Consider the following 21,514-nt stretch of genomic DNA (forward strand, 5'->3'; position numbering starts at 1 on the left):
CGGTCACGAGGCGAACATCCGCACCGCGGACGTGCCGAATCCGGTGGGCAGCGCGAAGCCGCGGCCGCCCCTGGACCGGACCAGCTCGGCGGATCCGTATCGGGCGGTCGTGCGGTGCCAGTCGAGGATCGCGGCCATCCAGTCCTCCAGCTCGCGGACGTAGCCGTCCACCGCCCGGCGCTGCTCGGCGGTGAAGCCGAACTCCTCGCACAGCGTGGGAATCTCGTGGTCGCGGGTGCGGACGAACTGCTCGATCCGCGCGGTGGCCAGGTCGTTGACGATCGCGACGGCCTGATCCTTGCCGCAGCCGAGGAAGTTCTCCACGACCAGGACCATGTTCATCAGCTCGCCGTCGAACTCGATCTCCTTCTGGTACGAGAAGACGTCGTTGACAAAGCACGCCTGGTCCATCGCCGAGCACTCGAGGCCGCGCAGCTGGCTGGTGGCGAAGAACTCCGCCGGGATGAGCTCGGCGCGGCCGAACCCGGCCAGGCTCATCGTCGGCAGCGAGCCCCAGGTCTCGCGCCGCATCTCGATGTAGTCCACCGGATCCGGGATCCGGTTCTGCTGGTGGTGATCGGCCTCCCAGAGCCAGGACTCGAACAGGCGCTCCAGGGACCGCCGGAACTGGGCGCGGTGCTGGTCGGCCAGCGGCAGGGCGGTGCGCAGCCACAGGTCGGCCAGGCCGCGCTCGTAGGCGTTGGCCGGCGACGGCATGGTCGCACAGTCCAACGGCGCGAACTCCAGGCTGCGCGCCACGAACGCGCGCGGGCCGACGACGTCCCTGGTGTGGAAGAACAGCATCGGGAACAGGTCGTCGGCGTAGGTGCCCCAGATCGTCCACTCAGTGGCCAGGTCCAGCTCGTCCTGACCGGCGTCCGGGTGGAGGCCGGCGCAGCAGCGCGCGAAGTCGAAACCGGCCAGTTGCCGGTCGGTCCACACGCCCTCGGTGGTCATGCCCATCGTCCGGGCCCACTCGGTCGTGTGCCGGCGGGCGTTGTCCAGCAACGGGTTCACCCGCAGGGTGAACGGCATGGTGAACTCGGGCAACGAGGTCGGGCCGACCGCGTGCGGGGTGTGGGTGAACCGGTTGAAGCGCTTGGGAATCCCGAACCGCGCGCCGAGGGTACCCAGCCCGGTCGGGCCGCCGGGCACCCAGCCGGCCTTATCGGCGTTGGAATTCATGTAGCGGCTGGAGCGCATGTGCCACTCGTGGCCGCCGGACTGCCAGTCCTGCAAGCCGCGGGCGTAGACCAGCACGGCCATCCGCTCGTCCGGCCGCAGGTGGTACTCGTCGAACAGGATCGGCAGCTCGGTAAACACGGTGTGCTCGAACTGCTGCATCCGCGAGGAGATCAGGTCGTTGGTGGCCTCGGCCGCCTCCTGGGCGGTGCAGCCCAGCGCGGTCTCCAGCACCAGGACCATGTTGGCATTCTCGCCTTCCTCCTCCACCTCACGCTGGTAGGAGAAGACGTCGTTGCGCAGGTGCACGCCGTCGGCGAAGGTGTCGCGCAGCACCCGCAGCGGCCGGGTGCGGGCCACCGAGTCCGGCACCTCGGCGCCGACCGCGACCTCGACCAGGTTGGCCGACCACGGCGCGCCGCCGACCTTGCGGCGCATCTCGATGTAGTCGATCGGGTTGGCCACCCGGCCCTCGTCGATGTTGATGATCTCCCACATGCACTCGACGAGCAGGTTGAGCGTGCTCTCGATGAAGCGAACCTTCCACTCCTGGGACATCATCGGGATGGTGCGTTCCCACAGGTCCGTCAGCCCGGCCTCGACCGGGTTGGTCGGCGTGGCGGTGATCGCGCCGTGCAGCGGCATGAACTCGCGCAGGCCGTCCAGGTACTTCTTGGCGCCCTTGATGTCCTTGGGCTTCTTGTACAGCTCCAGGAAGTGGTCGTCGAAGAAGAAGACCCAGACGTACCAGTCGGTGATCAGGTTGAGGATCTCGCCGGAGCACTCGGGATGGGTGTACGCGCACAGCAGCGCGTAGTCCATCGCCTCCAGCTTGGCCGGCGACCAGATGATCTCGCCGCCCTCGAAGGCCGGGGTGTCGATCATGTCGAAGTCGCGCGCCCACTGGCGGGTGTGGACGCGCGCCCCCTCCAGGTTCGGGTTCAGCCGCGCAGGGTGAACCAGGTAGAACTCAGGCAGTTCGAACGGCTGTGCCATCGTGGGTGGACCTCAGTTCCCCAGCTCGACGTCTTCCAGCACGCCCAGCGCGTCGGGCACCAGCACCGCGCACGAGTAGTAGGTGGAGACCAGGTAGGACATGATCGCCTTCTCGTTGATGCCGGTGAAGCGCACCGACAGGCCCGGCTCACGCTCGTCCGGGATGCCGGTCTGGTGCAGGCCGATCACGCCGTTGTCGTCCTCGCCGGTGCGCATGGCCAGGATGGACGTGGTGTTGGTGTCGGGGTCGATCGGGATCTTGTCGCACGGCAGGATCGGCACCCCGCGCCAGGACAGCATCGCCTTGCCGTCCACCACGACCGGCGCCGGGTAGATGCGGCGCGCGGTGAGCTCGCGGCCGAACGCGGCGATGGCCTTGGGGTGGGCCAGGAAGAACTTCGTCTTGCGCCGGCGGGACACCAGCTCGTCCATGTCGTCCGGGGTGGGCGGGCCGCTGCGCGGCAGCACCCGCTGCTTGAGGTCGACGTTGTGCAGCAACCCGAACTCCGGGTTGTTGAGCATGTCGAACTCCTGGCGCTCCCGCAGCGCCGCGATGGTCAGCCGCAACTGCTCCTGCACCTGGTCGTGCGGCCCGTTGTAGAGGTCGGCGACACGGGTGTGGATGCGCAGCATGGTCTGGCCGACGGCCAGCTCGTACTGGCGGGGCGACAGGTCGTAGTCCACGAACGTGCCGGGCACCGTGTACTCGCCGGAGCCGCCGGAGGCCAGCTCGATCGCGGCCTCACCGTGCTTGTTCTGCGCCAGCGCCGTGCCGGCGCGCAGCCGCTCCACGTGCGCCCGCAACGACTCCGAGCCGGCCAGCAGCGGGCCGAGCTGGTCGCGGGACATCGTCAGCACGATGCACCGGGTGGCGGCCCGCACCGTGTACTCCCACGGCCCGGGCGACTCCTCCATCATCTGCTGGCCGAAGTACTCGCCCTCGGCGAGGTTGCCCAGCCGGGTCTCGTCGCCGTACTTGCCGGTGCCGACCATCTCGGCGCGGCCGTAGGCGATCAGGAAGCCGGCCTCGCTCGGGTCGCCCGCGGCCACGATGGTCTCGCCGGCGGAGAACTCGCGCTGCACCAAGCGATCCGCGATGGCGTGCAGCACGGCGGTGTCCTCGAAGCCCCGGTAGAGCGGGAGCTCGGTCAGCGTCTCGGGGATGATCCGGACCGCGGAACCGGTGTTGGTGAAGGCGACCCGGCCGGAGCCGACCGGGAAGGTGAGCCGGCGGTTGACCCGGTAGACGGCGCCCTTGGCCTCGGCCCAGGGCAGCATGTGCAGCAGCCAGCGGGGCGTGATCGCCTGCATCTGCGGCACGGACTTGGTCGTCGTGGCCAGCTGCCGCGCGGCCGCTGTGCCAAGACTCAACTGGGTGGAGGCCGGGTCCAGGGTCTCGGTCACGACGAGGTGCTCCAATCACGAACGGTTGACACAGGGTGGTTTGTGCGTCTCCAAGACCGGCAAACCAGCGCGCCCGACGTCGCCAACGGCAGCAAACCGGTCGGGTTTGCCGCCGTTGGCGACTGTCCGGCGGGGGTTTGTGGTGCTTGGAGACACCCAAACCCGGGTGGGCAGGTCAGTTGGCGCCGAGCTGGACGTCCTCGAGAATGCCCAGCGCGTCCGGCACCATCACGGCGCACGAGTAGTAGGCGCTGACCAGGTACGAGATGATCGCCTTCTCGCTGATGTTCATGAAGCGCACCGACAGGCCCGGCTGGTACTCGTCGGGCAGCCCGGTCTGGTGCAGGCCGACCACACCCTGGGTGTGCTCGTCGCCGGCGCGCATCAGGATGATCGAGCTGGTGCGCTGCTCGGTGATCGGGATCTTGTTGCAGGGCAGGATCGGCACGCCGCGCCAGGCCGGCACCTGGTGGCCGTTGAAGTCGACGTTGCCCGGGTAGATGCCGGCCCTGGTGCATTCCTGGCCGAACGCGGCGATCGCCCGCGGGTGCGCCAGGAAGACCGTCGGCGCCTTCCACACGGTGGCCAGCAGCTCGTCCATGTCGTCCGGTGTCGGCGCGCCGCCGCGGGTGTGGATGCGCTGGCTGAAGTCGGCGTTGTGCAGCAGGCCGAAGTCACGGCTGTTGACCAGCTCGTGCTCCTGGCGCTCGCGCAGGGCCTCGATGGTCAGGCGCAACTGCTGCTCGGTCTGGTTCATCGGCTGGTTGTAGAGGTCCGCGACGCGGCTGTGCACCCGCAGCACGGTCTGCGCGACGCTGAGCTCGTACTCGCGCGGCGCGGCGTCGTAGTCGACGAACGTGCCGGGCAGGTCGGGCTCACCGGTGTGGCCGGAGGCGACGTTGATGGCCGCCTCGCCGCTGTCGTCACGGCCGAGCGCGGCGTTGGCCTGGAACAGCACGATCTGCTCGCGCAGGGCCGCGGACTGGTCGCACAGCGCCTGGAAGTCGGCGCGGCTGAGCGACAGCACGGTGGCGCTGGTGACCGCCCTGGCGGTGAAGTCCCAGTTGGCGTCCGGGTCCACCAGCGCGTCGGCGCCGAAGAACTCGCCGTCGGCCAGCGTGCCCAGGGCCGACTCGTCGCCGTACTTGCCGGCGCCGATCTTGTTGATCTTGCCGTGGGCGATCAGGTAGACCCGGTCGGCCGCGCTGCCGGCCTCGGCGATCACGTCGCCGGCCGAGTACTCGTGCTGGCTGAACCGGCCGGCCATGGCCTCCAGCACGTCCATCTCGTCGAAGCCGCGCAGCAGCGGGAGCTCGCCCAGCTCGGCCGGGATCACCCGGACGTCGGCGCCGACGTTGGTGAACTCGATGCGGCCGTCGCCGACGGTGTAGCTCAGGCGCCGGTTGACCCGGTACACACCGCCGTTGACCTGTATCCAGGGCAGCACGCGCATCAGCCAGCGCGAGGTGATGCCCTGCATCTGCGGGACGGACTTGGTCGTGGTGGACAGGTTCCGCGCGGCGGCGGTGCCCAGACTCAGCTGGGACTGCCCTTGCTCAACTCCGGCTCCCGGCTCCAACGTCTCCGTCACGGCGGAACAACTCCTCACCAGATCGACACAGAGGAATAGAAGAAAGAATTAGGAGGACCATTCGGCCACGACACTCGCCTTTACTCTCCAGACAATGGCGAATTAATCGCAGGCCGATATGGACGCCGACATGAGCGAAACTAGCACCGCCGTTCAGCAGACGTACAGTCGCCCGAGCGGGTGACTATTGCACGGCCGGAAGTTTGACCTTTTGTTCACCCGACCCGGCTAGCAGCGATCCACCGTCGGTAGCATCGCCCACCGATTCCACCCGGTCACCGAGCGGCAATAGGACGGCAGGGTATCGCCGCACCGCCATTCGGGTTCTCTTTACCGGCGAACCCTCGGGGGCCATAACCAGACGCTGACGACAGCGACCGGCGCGAGCTAGGTCATGGGATGTCTGTCAAATCACACCATTGAGACAAAAACCGCCAGGCCGCGGCCAATATTAGGCCGTTCGAGCGGGTGATCGTCACGCGGCGCACACCGACGGTCGTTGCTGCGTCACAAAGCAAAGGGTGACCGACCACTTACCCAACGTCACCAGATCGTGTGCCATAAGTGGCCGAGAGTCGTGCGTCCCCCCGGGAATCCATCGATCCATTCGCCACCAATACGCCACTCGGGTCAGCACCATCCGACTAAACCGCAGGTCACACGTTCGAGTGGCGCCGCCGCATTTCGACGGACCCGATGACAAAACAAGACATCGGACTGGACACGGTTGACACTTCGTCAGAACAACGGGCCGCGCGGATAGCTCTTCGCGATCACCTACGAGCACCGGGTAACGTCTGGGCCCCAGCGTCGGACGGGAGCGAGTGGATGCGGGACGGCGGCGGCACCGGCCGGCGGCTGATGCCGCGCCCGGAACGGGCCGCGAGCATCGTGGCGGCCGCGGCGCGAGCCTTCGCCCGCGGCGGCTACGCGGGCACCTCGATGGACGACGTGGCCGCCGAGGCCGGCGTCACCAAGATCATTCTGTACCGGCACCACAAGACCAAGAAGGACATCTACACCGCCGCGCTGGACACCACCTGGCAGCGGCTGGTGGACAGCTCCCAGCTCGGCTACGACACCGAGGCCGGACTGCGCGGCCTGCTGGCGGCGGCCCGGCGCGACGCGGCCGGCTTCACCCTGCTGTTCCGGCACGCGGTCCGAGAACCGGAGTTCGCCGAGTACGCCCAGCAGCTGGTGGCCCAGACAGTGCAGGTGGCCGAGGAGACCCTGGCCGACTCGGTGCGGGACCCGCGGCTGCGGGCCTGGCTGGCTCGGGGCGTGACCGATCTGGTCCTCAACTCGGTGTTGGAGTGGATCACCACTGGTGACCCGGACCGCGACGACGAGGCCGCCGGCCTGCTGTTCCAGACCGCGGCGGCGGTCATTGTCCACCACCGGTCAAGGGCGGTCCCGCACCCCTCAACACGACGATCGGATGGACTTCGCGAAACTGTATACTGAGCAGTTGCTCAAGGAGTACTGTCGGGCCTCCACGGTCAAATCTGGGGAGGTGACAATGGCGACTGGCCAATTCCCGGCGGATGACGCCGAGACCGCCGCGAACGTCTTCGCTGGAGAACTCAAGCGTTGGCGGACGCTGCGCGGGCTGTCGAGGACCACACTCGCACGACGGATGGGCTATGACCGCTCATACGTGTCCAAAGTGGAGAGTGGGGCCAAGCCGCCGTCCCGGGACTTCGCCTTTCACGCAGAGAAGGCGTTGCACTCGGGTGGTGCGCTGTACAACGCGTATCGGGAGCACAGCAGCTCGGTCGAGCGGTCCAAGGCCGACGGCCAGCTGGTGCGCGCCGCGTCGAGGCCGACGCAGCCGTACGCGGACCTGATCGTCGGCGGGGTTCCGCCGGCCGGGAGGTAGATCGGGTCACACTGCCGATCGGGAACCAGAGGCGCGAACCCCCGCCGTGCCGACTAGGACTCCCGCAAGGCGCCAGGGCGGGTCGCAGCCAGCGACCCGCCCTGGTTCTTTTCTTGGCCGAAGTTGCAGGTTTAGGAAATGTTCATCCGGTGAAGGAACCGGGCGAAGCGATTCGACTCGGGAACGCGGCCCAGATCTCCGGCGTGTAGAAGTGCCCGCCGGGCAGTTCCTCCACCCGCACCGGGCCGGCGGCCAGCTTGGTCCACCGCTGCGCGTTGGCCGCCGGGGACTTGCCGTCCTCGGCGCCGAAGATGACCTGCATCGGCGCGCTGACCACGGTGCCCGGCCGGTACCGGTAGCTGTGGCTCACCATCAGGTCGGCCCGCAGCAGCGACACGGCCATCTGCACCAGCCCCGGCTCGCTGAGCAGCTCCTGCGGCAGCTGCCCGACGGTGCTCATCCAGTGCAGCAGCTCGGCATCGGTCTGGCTGATGTGCGGTGGCTCGCCGTCGTCGCGCGGCCAGTCGGTCGGGGCCTCGCTCGCCGACACGGTCAGCACCGCCGGCCCACGACCCCGCCGCTCCGCGCGGGCCGCGACCTCGAACGCCATCACCGCGCCCATGCTGTGCCCGAACAGCTGGTACGGCCGGGTGGCGACCTCCGTGACGACGGCGTCGACCACCTCCTCGCATAGCTGCTCCCACTGCGTGGCGTACGGCTCGGTGAACCGGCCCTCCCGCCCGGGGTAGCAGACCAACACCAGCTCCACGTCGTCCGGCAGCTGCTGCACCCAGCGGCGGAACGGCGCGGTGCCGCCGCCGCTGTAGCCGATGCACATCAGCACCCGGCTGGCCTGGGGCCGCGGCCGCGGCCGGACCAAGATCTTGGCTCCCGTGCTCACGGAGACCAAAGTACCGGGGCCCGTAGCCTTGATCGGTGCGCCTGCTGCCGCCTCAGGCCCGCCGATCCGCCGTCGGCCTGGTCGTCCTGTCCGTTGTCGTGGTCGCTGTGGGGGCGGCGCTCTACCACGGCCAACAACGAGCCGGCCGGCTGGACGACGCCGTCGACGACTGGCTGTTCACGGTCTTCGGGCAGCACCGGGTGTTCCTCTACCAACTGCTGCACGTGGCCGACCTGCCGGTGGTGATCGCGGTGCTGGTCGTGGTGCTGGTGGCGGCGCTGATGCGTGGCCGGCCGGACATCGCGGCGCTGGCGGCGATCGGGCCGCTGGCCTCGATCGGCCTCACCGAGGCCGTGCTGAAGCCGCTGGTGCACCGCCGCTACAACTTCTTCCTGTCCTATCCCAGCGGTCACACCGTCGGCACGGCCTCGGAGTGCGCGGTGCTCGGTGTGATCCTCCTCGGCGCGACCGGGCTGACCCTTGCGCTGCGCGTGGCAATGGGCGTGCTCCTGCTGGTCGTGTGCGCGACGGTGATGCTGGCGCTGATCGTGGACGACTTCCACTACTTCACCGACACGGTCGCCGGCGCTTCCCTGTCGGTCGGGGTGGTGGCCCTGACCGCGCTGGCCGTGGACGCGGTCACGCGGCGGCGGGTGCTCGCGGCGGCTCCGGTCTGACCCCGCCGAACGGTGGATTCCCGGGACTTGCCGGAAGTTGCACTTAGGTAGCTATTTACACCGTCGCCTACCATCGCGAAAATCCTTGACCAAGGCGGACTAGCGAGGTGACGGCGTGCGAAGGCTCGCGACGACGGTGGCGGCGCTGCTGATCGTGGTCATGGCACTACCAGCGGCGGCTGCCACTACTGATTCTGTTAGCGGGACTTCTGTCAGCGGGACCCGGGAACTGCGCGGCATGTGGATCGCCAGCGTGGCCAACATCGACTGGCCGGCCAAGCCGGGCCTGCCGGTGGCGCAGCAGGAACAGGAGTACGAGAGCCTGCTGGACCGGGCCAAGGCGACCGGCGTGAACGCGGTTTTCGTGCAGATCCGGCCGACCGCGGACTCGTTCTACCCGTCCTCGCTGGAGCCGTGGTCGCAGTACCTGACCGGCACCCAGGGCCAGGATCCCGGCTACGACCCGCTGAAGTTCCTGGTGTCCCAGGCCCACCAGCGTGACCTGGAGTTCCACGCCTGGTTCAACCCGTACCGGATCAGCCTGCAGAGCGACGTGACCAAGCTGGCGCCGAACCACCCGGCCCGACTGCACCCGGACTGGGTCGTCAGCTACGGCGGGCAGCTCTACTACAACCCGGGCATTCCGGCGGTGCGGCGGTTCGTGGAGAAGGTCATTCTCGACACGACTCGGCGCTACGACATCGACGGCGTGCACTTCGACGACTACTTCTACCCGTATCCCGTTGCCGGACAACAGTTCCCCGACCAGCAGACGTTTCAGCAATACAGCGGCGGCTTCACCAACGTCACGGACTGGCGGCGGGACAACGTCAACAAGCTGATCAGCGAGCTGTCGACGCGGATCCACTCGATGAAGCCGTGGATCGCCTTCGGGGTCAGCCCGTTCGGCATCTGGCGGGACGCCCGCACCGATCCCACCGGCTCCGACACGCAGGGCGGCGTGCACGACTACGACGACCTCTACGCCGACACCAGGACCTGGATCCGCAACCGCTGGGTCGACTACATCGCGCCGCAACTGTACTGGCCGGTCGGATACACCATCGCCGACTACGGGAAGCTGCTGCCGTGGTGGGCCCACGAGGTCGCCGGCACCGGAGTGTCGCTGTACATCGGGCAGGCGGTGTACAAGATCGGGACGCCGAGCCCGGCCGCGTGGCTGGATCCCGAGGAGATGCCCCGGCACATCGCCCTCGACCGCGGCACGCCCGAGGTCAACGGCGACATCCTCTACAACACGACCACTTTGCTGGCCAATCCGCTTGGCTTCGCCGACCGGCTGCGCACCGATCTGTACGCCAAGCCGGCGATCGTCCCGGTCCGGCCGACCGTCGCCGGGCACGCCCCGCCGTCGCCGATCCTGCTGCCACTGTTCGGGAACACCCTGCACTGGCTCGGATTCGGCACGTCCTACGCCGTCTACCAGGACGGCCGGCTGCTCACCACCGTGCGTGGCACCAGCTTCGCCCTGCCCGCCGGCCGGCACCGCTACGCGGTCACCGCGCTGGACCGCACCCACCACGAGAGCCGCCCCAGCGGCACCGAGGAGTACCGATGAGCCCTGTGCACAACAGGTTGACCAGGCTCGCCATGGTGGGCACCGTCGCCGGCGCCCTCATCGCGCAGCTCACCGCCGCCCCGGCCGTCGCCGCCACCGCGGCCGCCCCAGTCGACTTCCACCAGTGGAACAGCGACTCCCAGTTCCACAGTGGACACTCCGACGGGCTGCTCGTCGGCAACGGCCTGACGATCGGCCGGCCGGCCGGCACCGTGCAGCACACCGAGCCGGATCTGGGCACCACCAAGGCGTACGACTACGGCACCTGGACCTCGCCCCGCTACAGCCAGCGGTTCGGGGCCACGCAGCTGGTCGCGTCGTGGAACGCCACCACCCCGGCCGGCACCTTCCTGCAGGTGGAGATGCGGGGCACGGCGTCGACCGGGACGCAGACCGGGTGGTACGTGATGGGCCGGTGGGCCTCCAGCGACGAGGACATCCACCGCACCAGCGTGCCCGACCAGACCGACGCCACCGGCACCATCGACGTCGACACCTTCGAGGCCGCCCAGGGCGTGCAGCTGATGTCGTACCAGCTGCGGGTCACGCTGTACCGCCTGCACGGCACCAGGGTCTCGCCGCACCTGCGCATGGTCGGCGCGATGACCTCCGCCATCCCCGACCGGTTCTCCGTGCCCACCAGCCCCAGCGGCGGCGCCTGGGGCATCGAGCTGCCGGTGCCGCGCTACTCCCAGGACATCCACGAAGGCGAGTACCCCCAGTACGACGGCGGCGGCGAAGCCTGGTGCAGCCCCACCTCCACCGAGATGGTCGTCGAGTACTGGGGCAAACACCCGACGGCGCAACAACTTTCCTGGGTCGACCCCAGCTACGCCGACCCCAGCGTCGACTACGCCGCCCGCAACACCTACGACTACGACTACCAGGGCGCCGGCAACTGGCCGTTCAACGCCGCCTACGCCGCCAGCTACGGCCTGGACGCGCACATCACCCGGCTGCATTCGTTGCAGGAGCTGGAGAAGTACATCAAGCGGGGCATCCCGGTGATCACCTCGCAGTCGTTCCAGGCCAGCGAGCTGGACGGGGCCGGCTACTCCACCTCCGGGCACATCATGGTGGTCGTGGGCTTCACCAAGACCGGCGACGTGATCGTCAACGACCCGGCCTCCCACGACGACGCGGCCGTGCGCAACGTCTACAAGCGCAGCCAGTTCGAGAACGTGTGGCAGCGCACCGAGCGGCCCTTGCCCGGCGGCGGCACCGGCACCGGCTCAGGCGGCGTGGTCTACATCGTCACGCCGCACGGGATGCCCCTGCCCTAGCGATCAGCCTGGTGTTGTGGGGATTCATCGCGTTGGCGGCGATCGTCGCGGTGGCGACCTCGGTGACGAAGTCATCGGCGTCGTCACCGAGGCGGTCGGCCTGGGCGGCGAGGCCGGCGGCCCGCATGATGCGGCCGAGGGCGACGGGCTCGGTGCCGAACTGGGCGTCGAGTTCGACGGGCGGCAGCTCGATGGTCAGGCCGGCGGCGACCAGGCGGGCGACGACCTCCTCGGCGGGGTGTTGGCGCATGGCGAAAGGAGTGTCGGCCAGGCGGTCACGCCAGCGTGGGCGGGCCATGACCTCCTCGACGACGTCCTGACCGTCGCGGATCTTCTTGCCCCGGCTCCACTGCAACACCAGCGCGCCACCGGGTGCCACGGCGCGGGCCATTTCCGCGAGGGCGTGGTCGATGTCGTCGAGCCAGTGCAGCACCCATGAGCAGTGCACGATGTCGAACGTGCCGTCCAGCTTGAGCTCGCGGGCGTCCTGGATGTCGACTGTGACCGGGAGTCCCTGGCAGAGATCGCGAGTCGCCTCGACCATCGAGGGGGAGACGTCGCTGGCGATGACCGTGAAGCCGCGTTCGGCCATCGCACGGGTGGTTTCGCCGGTGCCACAACCGATATCGGCCAGGCGGCCGCCGTGCAGGTCGGCCAGTTCCAGCGCCTCGATAGCGGTGCGCAGCTGGCGGGTGTTGGCGCGGCGGTAGTGGTCTGCCTGCCAGACGTGGCGGTCCATGGTTGTGGTGCCTCCCCCATGTTTTTGTTCCTTTGTAGCAGGGATGCGGTGTGGGGTGGTGGGTGTTGGGGGCGGGTTAGGTGGGTGGCTGGGGTGGGTGGGTTGGTTGCGGTTGGGTGGGGGTTGCTTTTAGGGCGGCTTTGGACGGGAGGGAGGGTTGGGGGAGGCTTGAGGTCGAGGGATGGCGTGGTTGGAACGGGGGTTGGGGTTCAGGTTCTTAGGGGTTTTCGGGCTTTGGTTTCCCTTGGTTCGTTTCGCTGTGGAGTTGTCAAAGAACGGGTGGGGCCGGGGTCAGTATTGGTGGGGCGTGGTGATGTAGTGGCGGCCTAGCGGGGTGATCCAGTGGAGGGTGTTGTCGGAATCCAGGGTGACCGTGTGGTTGCCGTGTTTGAGGTGGTGGTGATGGGTGCAGTAGCCCTTGAGTTGGGTGGCGTTGGTGTCGCCGGCGGGCCAGGGGATGGTGTGGTCGAGTTCTTGGATGGGGGTGGTGCAGCCGGGGGCTGAGCAGGTGCCGCCGGCGTTGAGTTCGGCGAATTCCTTGATGCGGGTGGTGGGGCGGTAGGTGTCGGTGCTCAGTTCGGAGGCGCGGCGGTACTGGTCCAGCAGGAGGCCGCGCCAGGGGGCGTGCATGGCCAGTTCGCGGGCGGAGTCGGCGGCGATGGGGCCGTAGCCGTCGAGCAGACCGGGGTCTTCGGTCAGGCCCATCAGGGTTTCTAGCGAGATGGTGACGTGGACTTTGACCTTGCGGTCCACCCCGTACCCCAGGAACCGGTCCAGGAAGGCGTCGGCTCGTTTCTGGTCAGTGCTGCGCTCGTCTTTGACCAGGGCCCGCGCATCCTGAGCCAGGACGTCGTAGGCGGCACGAGCATCCAAGGCCGTGAGGGTGATCCGTAGCTGGGCCATGCCATCCGGGAGTGGCGTGAACTCGACCCGACGCTCCTGCTTGGCCTTCAGACGACGCTGGTCGTACCCGGTCGGATCGACCTTCGCGACCAGTCCGGTGGTCCGGCGGGCGAGCTGGGTGCGGGTCAGCTTCGGGGCTGCCTCGACCAGTTCGTCTTCGACTTCGGCGATCATGGCGGGGGTGGGCAGGTTGACGATCCGCTCGTCCACGGTCTCCAGCCGCCGCAGATCCAACTCCCCGCGCCGCAGCAGCTCCGACAGCCGAGGCAACCGGTCCAACACCTCGCTGCACCGCTTCTGTCGGACCACCGACTGCTCCGGCTCATGCACCGCCATCGCCATCTCAGCCGTGTCCTCCACATCCCGCAGAATCGACAACTGCACATAATCGACGAAGGCTTTGATCTTCCGAGTCAGAATGAACGCCGTCACCTGCCGATCGGCGGTCAGAGCGTTGAGATCCACACCCATGAGCAGATCCAGCAGAGCCCCGCAAGGCTCTCCACTCTCCAACTCTCGGGTGAGTTCTTCCATGCCTCCAGAATACGCCCGTCAAAGATATAACTCGAATCACTAACGAGTGAATTCGAGTTTCATGCATAATCGCAAACCCGACCCCACGAACCCAACCACCGCCCACCCTAACCTTGGAGGGTGGATTTTGCGTGGAGGGGGGCGATGGCGTACGCTCGTCCGGCGAATCGAGGCAGGCGGAGCCTGCCCGATGATTGCCTCGATTGCCATCGCCCAGAGGCTCCACGCAAAATCCACCCGGAGCAACACCAGAATTCGCTCCCACTCACCCTCGCCACACAGCAAACCCAACCCCCTCCACAACCTAATAACAGGGGGTGGCGGGTAAGGGAGTAGCGCGAATCAACCCCCCACCCACCGCCAACACCCACTCACCACCGCGTAGCCGTGAAATCCACCGCCCGAGGCTCCAACTTCGCCGTCCGCTCCACCAACCCGGCCATTCGCGCCGCCATCTCCTCCACCGACCGCCGCATCCGGTCCCCGTGGCCCGCCAACACCCACTCGAACCGGATCTTCGGCGCAACCCTCGCCAACGACTCGGCCAGCACCCGGATGTCGTACCAGGTGACCGCCTCCGCCACCTCAAGGTCCGCACTGGTCCGCGACCAGTAGAACGAGTCCCCCGTGAAGCAGTACTTGTCGTCCGCGACGTAGAGCACACTTCCCTTGGTGTGCCCCGGCAACGGATGCACGATCACGCCCGGCGTCACCTCGACCGGATCAAGGCCACGAATGATCACGTCGGCATCCGGCCGCGAGTCCAGGTCGTCCTCGTGGATCCACAGCCGGGCCCCGTAGTGGTCGGCGTACTGCCGGCCGTGGGCGACGTGGTCACGATGGGTCAGCAGCACGTCGGTGACCGGCCCGAGCTTCTCGTACCGGTCGGCCAGCCCGGGGCTCCACCGGGGCGTGTCGATCATCAGGTTGCCGGTGTCGCGCCGCAGCAGGTACGAGTTCGCGGCGGCGGTCTGTCGGGAGTTGTGTCCACAGTGGAACAGGTTGTCGTCCAGCTCCATCGGGAACGGGTCGAGGTCGGGATCGAGCCGCTTGTCCGGATGACGGATGGACCGCGTGTGACACGCGTAGGCCGCGGCGTGCAGGTCCCGCAGCTCGGCTTCGGTCTCCGGCTGCCGGACCACCACGGACGTCCCGCCCACGTCGGCGATCAGCCCCGGCGCGAACTGCCGGGCCACGTCGCAGTTCGTGCAGCGATCGTCGACATACCAACCAGTCATGGTTATCCCCCTGGAAAAAGTCGGTAATCCAGGAGTACCAGTGAATTCCACCGAAAAGAAAGTGTTGACTTTACCGAAACACGCTGCTCTACAAGATCAATCCGTTGGGGCGCAACACAAAGGCCGGCTTCGGCGAACCGAAACCGGCCTTGTGCGGGCGCGCCGGATCAGCCGGCCCAGACGTCCTCGACGTAGCGGTCCTCGGCGATCAGACCGTCCAGCCACTCCTGGTCGTCGCCGCTGCCGTGGGCCCGGTGGATGGTCTTGAACGCCTCCCGCACGGCCGGGGCCATGCCCTTGCCGTCACCGCAGATGTAGACCCGCCCGCCGGCTTCCAGTGCGGCCCAGACCTCGTCGCCGTCGGCGGCGATCCGGTCCTGCACGTACTTGACGCCGTCGACCTCGGCCCGGGAGAACGCCGGCCGCATGGAGATGACGCCGGCCTGCTCGGCCGCCTCCAGCTCGGCCCGGTGCAGGTAGTCGACGTCGGGGTGCCGCACGCCGAAGTAGCACAGCCCAGCCCCGAGTTCCTTGCCCGAGGCGGCCTGCACGGCCCGGTCGCCGATGAAGCCGCGGAACGGGGCCAGGCCGGTGCCGGCGCTGACGTAGATCACCGGCACGGTGGTGTCGGCCGGCGCCTGGAAGGCCGCCCGGGCCGGGTCGACCCGGGCCCGCAGCTGGTCGCCGGCGGCCAGCCGGGACAGGTAGTACGAGGAAACCCCGTGGAACTCCCCGGATCCGGTGCGCGACGGGCCGGACAGCACGCCGACGATCAGCTCCACCTCGCCCGGCTTGGCCAGCGCGGAGGACGAGATCGAGTAGTGCCGGGCCTGGATCGGCGACAGCATCTCCAGGAACATCTCCGGCGCCAACTGGCAGGCCGGGTTCTGCTCCAGCAGCTCGAGCAGGCTCTGCTCGGTCTCCGTGATCGCCTCCAGCGCCGCCTTCTCGGGCGGGCACGGGTTGCACTCGGCCAGCACCTTGATCTGCGCCGGCGTGGCCGGGTTCTGCAGCTCGACGAAGTGGGTGAGCAGCTGGCGGATCGTGACCGGGCGGTCGACGGGGATGGCCCGCCGGGTCTTCTGCCGCGGGTTGATCGCCACGACCAGGTCGAGGTTGAGCCCGAACCGGGCGGCCACCCGGGCCACCAGGTCCTCGGGGTTGTCCGGCACGACGGTGAGGTGGTCGCCGGTCCGGTAGGTCACGCCCTCGGGCAGCTGGATCCGCAGGTGCCGCTTGGACCGGCCCATCGGGCTCTCGACGTCGACGAGTTCGGAGTTGGCCAGCACGGTCATCGGCCCGACCTCGTAGCGGGCGTCCAGCGCGGCGGTCACCGGGCCGGTGATCACCCGCACGTCGTAGAGCCGGTCAGAGGTGTCCTCGACGACCGGCGCGGCGTCCGGGTCCCCGTACTTGGTCAGCAGCTCGCCCCACAGCTTGTCGCTCCAGGCCTCGATGTCGCCGGTCAGGTCGCCGGAGGCGTCGGCCTCGCAGCGGTCCACCAGCCGGGTCGCGCCCAGTTCGGCGAACCGGGCGTCCAGCTGGGTCGGGATGAACTGGTAGGTGGCGGCCCAGTTCCGGTCGCCGACGCCGAGCACCGCGTACGACACCGCGGACAGGTCGTCGGTCGCGGAGTTCAGCCAGGGCACGAACTGCGCGGCGTCGTCGGTCGGCTTTCCGTTGTACGACGCGGCGACCACCACCACCGGGCCGTCGGTGGGCAGCTTGCCGGTGAACTCGTCCAGCGGCGCGGCGACGGCGGTGAAGCCGCGGTCCTCGCCCTCGTCGGCCAGCTGGCGGGCCATCGCCCGGCAGGTGCCGAGGTTGGAGCCGTGCAGCACGGTCAGCGTGGTGCCCTGCTTGGCCCGGCCGGCCGTCTGCGTGGCCTCCTTGGCCGCCGCGGCCTGCACCGGCTGGACGCGCTCGGTGCGGCGGGCCAGGTCGAGCCGGAAGCCGGTCGGCTTGAGGGTCAGCGTCTCCTTGATCTTCAACTGGTAGTTGAAGGTGTCCAGCAGCCGGTAGCGGTGGATGATCATGCCCAGCAGCAGGGTGGCCTCGTGCAGCGCGAACTGCCGGCCGATGCAGGCCCGCTCGCCGGTGCCGAACGGCTTGAACGCGTGTACCGGGCGCGCCTTCTCCCGCTCCGGGTCGAACCGGCTGGGGTCGAACGCCTCCACGTTGTCGCCCCACACCGCGTCGCGGTGCAGCATCGGGGCGAGCACCACGACCCACTGCCCCTTCTTGATCGGGTGCCCGCCGATGGTGGTGTCCACGATCGCCTCGCGGGAGAACGCGGCCGCCGTCGGCCACATTCGCAGCGCCTCGTTGAGCACCTGGCGGACGTAGCGCAGCTTGCCGACCTCTTCGTAGCTGGGCTGCGGGCTGTCCTGGTCGCCCCACAGGGCGTCCACCTCGGCCTGCGCCTTGGCCAGCACCGCCGGGTTCTTGACCAGGTAGTGCAGCGCGAACGAGAGCGCGCCGGAGGTGGTCTCGTGGCCGGCGATCAGGAAGGTGATCACCTGGTTGCGGATGTTGGTGTCGTCCAGCACCGTGCCCTCGGTGGGGTGCGGCGCGTTGAGCATCAGGCCGAGCAGGTCGTCGGTCGAGGTGTCGCCGGACTCCTTGCGCTCCCGGATGACGTCGTCGACCACGCCGGCCAGGAACTCGGCGTCCTTGGCGAACTGCTCGTCGGCCCCCTTGTTCAGGATCGGGCCGATCCACGGCAGCTCGCGGGCCTTGGCCTGGGCGTGGGCCAGGCCGCGGACCAGGGCCTGCACGAACGGGTGCGGGTCGGGGCGCTGGAACGACTCGAAGTCGAACGCGAAGCCGGTCAGGCCGATGGTGTCCAGGGTCAGCCGGGTCATGTCGTCGACGACCTCGACCGGCTTGCGGCCCAGGTGCTCGTCCCACGAGGCGATCAGCCGGTTGGCCACCTGGAGCATCGCCGGGTGGTAGCCGCGCATGGACTGCAGCGAGAACGCCGGCAGCAGGATGTCGTGGGCCTTCTGCCAGTTCGGCTCGTCGTTGAACGCGGTGAACAGGCCGTCGCCGGCGATGGCCCGGATGCGGGCCAGCGAGGGCGCGACGTGCTTGGCGAAGCGGTCCTCGTCGGCCACCTCGGCCACCATGTCGGCCCCGGCCACGAACACGACGTCGTTGCCGAAGAAGCTGCGGGTGAAGATCGGCCCCAGTTCCCGGCACTGCTTCATGGCGTCCTGGATCGGGGTGTTGGGCGAGGTCCCGATCACGTCGCCGACCACTGGGATCCGGTTGGCCGGGTGCGGGAGGCCCGTGGTGTCCATCGAGGTTGTCATGGTGGTTCCCCAGGTCGTGAAGTCTTGATCGCTCCATATCAGCGTGGCAGCGGTGGCGGGTGCGCGCTACGAGAAGGACTACAAGAACCTGTAGTTTTGCCCGGTGAGTGAAGCGGCGCACGGTCTGGGCGAGCTGCGGGCCGAGCAGCGCCGTGCCGGCATGTGGCGCAACCGCTTCCTCGCGCTGCTGGACCGCACCCCGGTGCCGACCGCGATCTGCCAGCTGGACGGCACCATCACCGTGGCCAATCCCGCGCTGGCCGAGGTCCTGGACACCCGGCCGTCCCAGCTGCGCGACCGGCACGTGCTGGAGTACTTCCAGCCCAAGGTCCGCCGGGACTTCGACAAGCTGGTCGCCGGGCTGGAGCACGGTGGACGGGCCCGGCTCGTGATCGCCGTGCAGTTCCGCGGCGGCGCCGGCGAGCTCACCGTGCAGGCGGTGTCCGACGACGGCGGCTCGGGCCTGCTGATCACGCTGCGGATCACACCCGTACCCGCTGACGTGCAGCTTTCCGACCGCGAGTCGGAGATCCTGCGGCTGATCGCCGGCGGCGCGACCTCGGCGTCGGTCGCGGCCGAACTCGGCATCACCGGCGACGGCGTGAACTACCACCTGACCCGGCTCTCGGAGCGGCTGGGTGTGCCCAACCGCACCGCGCTGGTCGCCCGCGCTTACTCGTTGGGCTTGCTCGACCCCGCCTCGTGGCCGCCGCGCTAGCCCGATGTCACCGGAACGCCGGTACCGACGGATAACCCAGCCCACTACGCTTTTTGGACTAGCCGGTCAGGATCGTGCCGACGCGCATCGTGCGCGATCCTGGCTGGCTTTCCCATATCCGCTGATCGGCGATCCGACCGAGTTTCCCGCACGCCTCCTCGATCTTGCGCCCCTCCCGCTCGGCGCCCCCACCCCGCCACCTCGCCCTAGATGCACTCGACCTCACCCGTTCCGGTGACCCCACCCCCGCCCTTTTCCGCCACATGTGGACCACATTCGACTCCCAGCGCCACCTGTGGACCGCAGGTGGCAAAAACCCGTGCGGGGGTCGCGATGTGTGCATGGAAGTGCGAGGCTGCCGATCAAGGGCGACGAGGCCGGAAGGTGGTAGCCGATGCCGTACGAGGTCGACGGGGTGGTGGCGTCCGGGAAGGGCGCGCCGGTGAGCGTGCAGCGGATCGTCGTGCCGGATCCGGGGCCGGGCGAGGTCGTGGTGAAGGTGCAGGCCTGCGGGGTCTGCCACACCGACCTGCACTACCGCGAGGGCGGCATCAACGACGACTTCCCGTTCCTGCTGGGCCATGAGGCCTCGGGCGTGGTCGAGGTGGTCGGCGAGGGCGTGACCAGCGTCGAGCCGGGCGACTTCGTGATCCTGAACTGGCGCGCGGTGTGTGGCGACTGCCGGGCCTGCCGCCGGGGTCGGCCCTGGTACTGCTTCAACACGTTCAACGCGAGCCAGCCGATGACCCTCAAGGACGGCACGCCGCTGAGCAACGCGCTGGGCATCGGGGCGTTCGTGGAGAAGACGCTGGTGCACGCCGGCCAGTGCACGAAGGTCGATCCCCGGGTGAGCCCGGACGTGGCCGGCCTGCTGGGGTGCGGCGTGATGGCCGGCTTGGGCGCGGCGATCAACACCGGCGGTGTCAGCCGCGGCGACACGGTGGCGGTGATCGGCTGCGGCGGCGTGGGCAACGCGGCGGTGGCCGGGGCCCGGCTGGCCGGCGCGGCGAAGATCATCGCGGTGGACGTGGACCAGCGGAAGTTGGACTGGGCCAAGGACTTCGGCGCCACCGACACGGTCAACGCCCGCGAGGGCGACGTGGTCGAAGCCATCCAGGGCCTGACCGGCGGCTTCGGCGCGGACGTGGTGATCGACGCGGTCGGCCGGCCCGAGACCTGGAAGCAGGCCTTCTACGGCCGCGACCTGGCCGGCACCGTGGTGCTGGTCGGCGTGCCCACCCCGGACATGACACTGGACATGCCGCTGATCGACTTCTTCGCCCGCGGCGGCTCGCTGAAGTCCTCCTGGTACGGCGACTGCCTGCCGTCCCGGGACTTCCCGACGTTGGTCGACCTGCACCTGCAGGGCCGGCTGCCGTTGGAGAAGTTCGTCACAGAGCGAATCGGACTCGGCGACGTAGAGCAGTCGTTCGAGCGCATGGGGCGAGGCGAAGTGCTGCGCAGCGTGGTCGTGTTCGACTAATACTGAATACGTGCGAGCACCGTTCGGCGACGAGGAGTTTCCCGCAGCGCCCTATCCGGGCGCCCGGCCGGACGTGTCGTTCGCACACCTGGACGGGGTCGGCGCGCCACTGCGACCGGACCGGCACAGCCCGGCCGGCTGGCGCGTCGACCACACCGGGGAGGACCTGGACGAGTGGCTGGCCGCCCGGGACGCGGCGCCGATGAGCAAGCGGGTGCCGGTGCTGGCCTACGGCTCCAACGCCTGCCCCTCGAAGATCACCTGGCTGCGGGAGTCGCTCGGCCTGGCCGGCCCGGTCGTGGTGCTGCGGGCCCGCTGCGAGGGCCTGGCCGCGGTGTGGGCCGCCGGCCTGCGCATGGTGGACGACCAGCGGCCGGCCACCCTGATGGCGGCCAAGGACGTGGTCGAGGAGCACGCGGTCTGGATGGCCGACCGCGAGCAGGTGCGGGTGCTGGACGCCTGTGAGGGCCGCGGCCGGCGTTACCGGCTGGCCAAGGTGCGCAGCGGCCGGGTCGTGCTGGACGACGGCTCGGTGGTGGACCGGGTGCTGGCCTACGTGGCCGAGGACCGGGTGCGCCAGCCGATCCTGGTCCGCGGCAAGCCGGTGCGCTGCGCCGACATGGACCAGGCGGCCGCACAGGGGCTGGTCGGCAACCGGGCCGGCAGCGACGGCCTGAAGGCGTCCACCGTGGACGGTGAGCCGAGTCCCGAGTCGTGGCCGAAGCGGGTTTTCGTCTACGGCACGCTCCAGCCCGGACACGAGGCTTGGCACCTGCTGGAGCCGATGGTCACCGGCCGGCCGCGCCGGGCGGCGATCCGGGGCACGCTCTACGACACCGGAATGGGCTATCCGGCACTGGAACTCGCCGGCGAGGACTCGATCCCCGGCTGGGTGCTGCCGATCCGCTCCCCCGGCCGCGCACTGTCCACTTTGGACAAATACGAGGGGCCCGACTACCGGCGGATACGGGTCGTGCTGCCGGACGGCCTGGTGTGCTGGACCTACGTGTGGACCGAGCCGACCAAGGGCATGGCCGTGTTGCCGGCCGGGTGGCGGGCCTCGGCCTGAGCAGTTGCCGGATCAACCAAGGCA

Annotated in this window: 16 protein-coding genes; 8 read left to right on the forward strand and 8 right to left on the reverse strand. The window is 68.9% G+C overall.

Annotated elements, in window-relative coordinates; all coding sequences use genetic code 11:
• Positions 1-3: 3 nt before the first annotated feature.
• The 3 genes from JJ691_RS35705 to JJ691_RS35715 form a co-directional block, all read right to left on the reverse strand.
• Positions 4-2,178 carry a terpene synthase family protein gene (locus JJ691_RS35705; RefSeq protein WP_211763952.1) on the reverse strand — a complete coding sequence of 725 codons (2,175 nt, stop codon included), beginning with the start codon at positions 2,176-2,178 and terminating at the stop codon, positions 4-6.
• A 12-nt stretch (positions 2,179-2,190) separates the two neighbouring features.
• Entirely contained in the window at positions 2,191-3,582 is a 1,392-nt protein-coding gene (locus JJ691_RS35710) for a family 2B encapsulin nanocompartment shell protein (protein WP_249227223.1), read from the reverse strand.
• 175 nt (positions 3,583-3,757) lie between these two features.
• Positions 3,758-5,173 (reverse strand): family 2B encapsulin nanocompartment shell protein, encoded by a 1,416-nt coding sequence (locus tag JJ691_RS35715; protein ID WP_211763953.1) that lies wholly within the window; start codon positions 5,171-5,173, stop codon positions 3,758-3,760.
• An 828-nt stretch (positions 5,174-6,001) separates the two neighbouring features.
• On the opposite strand from JJ691_RS35715, the gene JJ691_RS35720 reads away from it, so the two are divergent.
• Positions 6,002-6,637, forward strand: a complete 636-nt coding sequence (locus JJ691_RS35720; protein ID WP_211763954.1) for a TetR/AcrR family transcriptional regulator — start codon at positions 6,002-6,004, stop codon at positions 6,635-6,637.
• Positions 6,638-6,692: 55 nt separating this feature from the next.
• Complete coding sequence (locus tag JJ691_RS35725; RefSeq protein ID WP_211763955.1) at positions 6,693-7,052, forward strand: helix-turn-helix domain-containing protein; 360 nt, start codon at positions 6,693-6,695, stop codon at positions 7,050-7,052.
• 142 nt (positions 7,053-7,194) lie between these two features.
• Here JJ691_RS35725 and JJ691_RS35730 read toward each other — a convergent pair whose 3' ends face one another.
• Complete coding sequence (locus JJ691_RS35730) at positions 7,195-7,953, reverse strand: thioesterase II family protein (RefSeq protein WP_211763956.1); 759 nt, start codon at positions 7,951-7,953, stop codon at positions 7,195-7,197.
• A 35-nt stretch (positions 7,954-7,988) separates the two neighbouring features.
• On the opposite strand from JJ691_RS35730, the gene JJ691_RS35735 reads away from it, so the two are divergent.
• From JJ691_RS35735 to JJ691_RS35745, 3 genes are all read left to right on the forward strand, one after another.
• Positions 7,989-8,630 (forward strand): phosphatase PAP2 family protein, encoded by a 642-nt coding sequence (locus JJ691_RS35735; protein ID WP_211763957.1) that lies wholly within the window; start codon positions 7,989-7,991, stop codon positions 8,628-8,630.
• A gap of 115 nt (positions 8,631-8,745) precedes the next feature.
• Positions 8,746-10,209, forward strand: coding sequence for a glycoside hydrolase family 10 protein (locus tag JJ691_RS35740; protein ID WP_249227224.1), 1,464 nt, complete (start codon positions 8,746-8,748; stop codon positions 10,207-10,209).
• Positions 10,206-11,492 (forward strand): C39 family peptidase, encoded by a 1,287-nt coding sequence (locus JJ691_RS35745; RefSeq protein ID WP_249227225.1) that lies wholly within the window; start codon positions 10,206-10,208, stop codon positions 11,490-11,492. The genes JJ691_RS35740 and JJ691_RS35745 overlap by 4 nt, the downstream gene beginning before the upstream one ends.
• Here the strand turns inward: JJ691_RS35745 and JJ691_RS35750 are convergent.
• The 4 genes from JJ691_RS35750 to JJ691_RS35765 form a co-directional block, all read right to left on the reverse strand.
• Positions 11,464-12,231, reverse strand: coding sequence for a class I SAM-dependent methyltransferase (locus JJ691_RS35750; RefSeq protein ID WP_211763958.1), 768 nt, complete (start codon positions 12,229-12,231; stop codon positions 11,464-11,466). The two genes, JJ691_RS35745 and JJ691_RS35750, sit on opposite strands and share 29 nt — an antisense overlap.
• 291 nt (positions 12,232-12,522) lie before the next feature.
• The gene (locus JJ691_RS35755; RefSeq protein ID WP_211763959.1) at positions 12,523-13,668 is read right to left on the reverse strand and encodes a DUF222 domain-containing protein; all 1,146 of its coding nucleotides are present in this window, start codon (positions 13,666-13,668) and stop codon (positions 12,523-12,525) included.
• A 371-nt stretch (positions 13,669-14,039) separates the two neighbouring features.
• The gene (locus tag JJ691_RS35760) at positions 14,040-14,906 is read right to left on the reverse strand and encodes an MBL fold metallo-hydrolase (protein ID WP_211763960.1); all 867 of its coding nucleotides are present in this window, start codon (positions 14,904-14,906) and stop codon (positions 14,040-14,042) included.
• 167 nt (positions 14,907-15,073) lie between these two features.
• Complete coding sequence (locus JJ691_RS35765; protein WP_211763961.1) at positions 15,074-18,220, reverse strand: bifunctional cytochrome P450/NADPH--P450 reductase; 3,147 nt, start codon at positions 18,218-18,220, stop codon at positions 15,074-15,076.
• Positions 18,221-18,323: 103 nt separating this feature from the next.
• On the opposite strand from JJ691_RS35765, the gene JJ691_RS35770 reads away from it, so the two are divergent.
• From JJ691_RS35770 to JJ691_RS35780, 3 genes are all read left to right on the forward strand, one after another.
• Positions 18,324-18,938, forward strand: coding sequence for a helix-turn-helix transcriptional regulator (locus JJ691_RS35770; protein WP_211763962.1), 615 nt, complete (start codon positions 18,324-18,326; stop codon positions 18,936-18,938).
• 394 nt (positions 18,939-19,332) lie between these two features.
• A complete protein-coding gene (locus JJ691_RS35775; RefSeq protein WP_211763963.1) occupies positions 19,333-20,421 on the forward strand; it encodes an S-(hydroxymethyl)mycothiol dehydrogenase in 1,089 nt (362 codons plus the stop codon).
• Between the two features lie 10 nt (positions 20,422-20,431).
• Positions 20,432-21,490 carry a gamma-glutamylcyclotransferase family protein gene (locus tag JJ691_RS35780; RefSeq protein WP_211763964.1) on the forward strand — a complete coding sequence of 353 codons (1,059 nt, stop codon included), beginning with the start codon at positions 20,432-20,434 and terminating at the stop codon, positions 21,488-21,490.
• Positions 21,491-21,514: the final 24 nt, after the last annotated feature.

Source organism: Kutzneria sp. CA-103260 (assembly GCF_018263855.1).
In the GTDB taxonomy this organism is placed as follows: Bacteria; Actinomycetota; Actinomycetes; order Mycobacteriales; family Pseudonocardiaceae; genus Kutzneria.

Bases quoted from the DNA above. Each gene is read 5' to 3' on its own strand.
- JJ691_RS35705 (WP_211763952.1), bottom strand. From the start codon at position 2,178: ATGGCACAGCCGTTCGAACTGCCTGAGTTCTACCTGGTTCACCCTGCG.
- JJ691_RS35720 (WP_211763954.1), top strand. From the start codon at position 6,002: ATGCGGGACGGCGGCGGCACCGGCCGGCGGCTGATGCCGCGCCCGGAA.
- JJ691_RS35725 (WP_211763955.1), top strand. From the start codon at position 6,693: ATGGCGACTGGCCAATTCCCGGCGGATGACGCCGAGACCGCCGCGAAC.
- JJ691_RS35745 (WP_249227225.1), top strand. From the start codon at position 10,206: ATGAGCCCTGTGCACAACAGGTTGACCAGGCTCGCCATGGTGGGCACC.
- JJ691_RS35750 (WP_211763958.1), bottom strand. From the start codon at position 12,231: ATGGACCGCCACGTCTGGCAGGCAGACCACTACCGCCGCGCCAACACC.
- JJ691_RS35755 (WP_211763959.1), bottom strand. From the start codon at position 13,668: ATGGAAGAACTCACCCGAGAGTTGGAGAGTGGAGAGCCTTGCGGGGCT.
- JJ691_RS35760 (WP_211763960.1), bottom strand. From the start codon at position 14,906: ATGACTGGTTGGTATGTCGACGATCGCTGCACGAACTGCGACGTGGCC.
- JJ691_RS35765 (WP_211763961.1), bottom strand. From the start codon at position 18,220: ATGACAACCTCGATGGACACCACGGGCCTCCCGCACCCGGCCAACCGG.
- JJ691_RS35775 (WP_211763963.1), top strand. From the start codon at position 19,333: ATGCCGTACGAGGTCGACGGGGTGGTGGCGTCCGGGAAGGGCGCGCCG.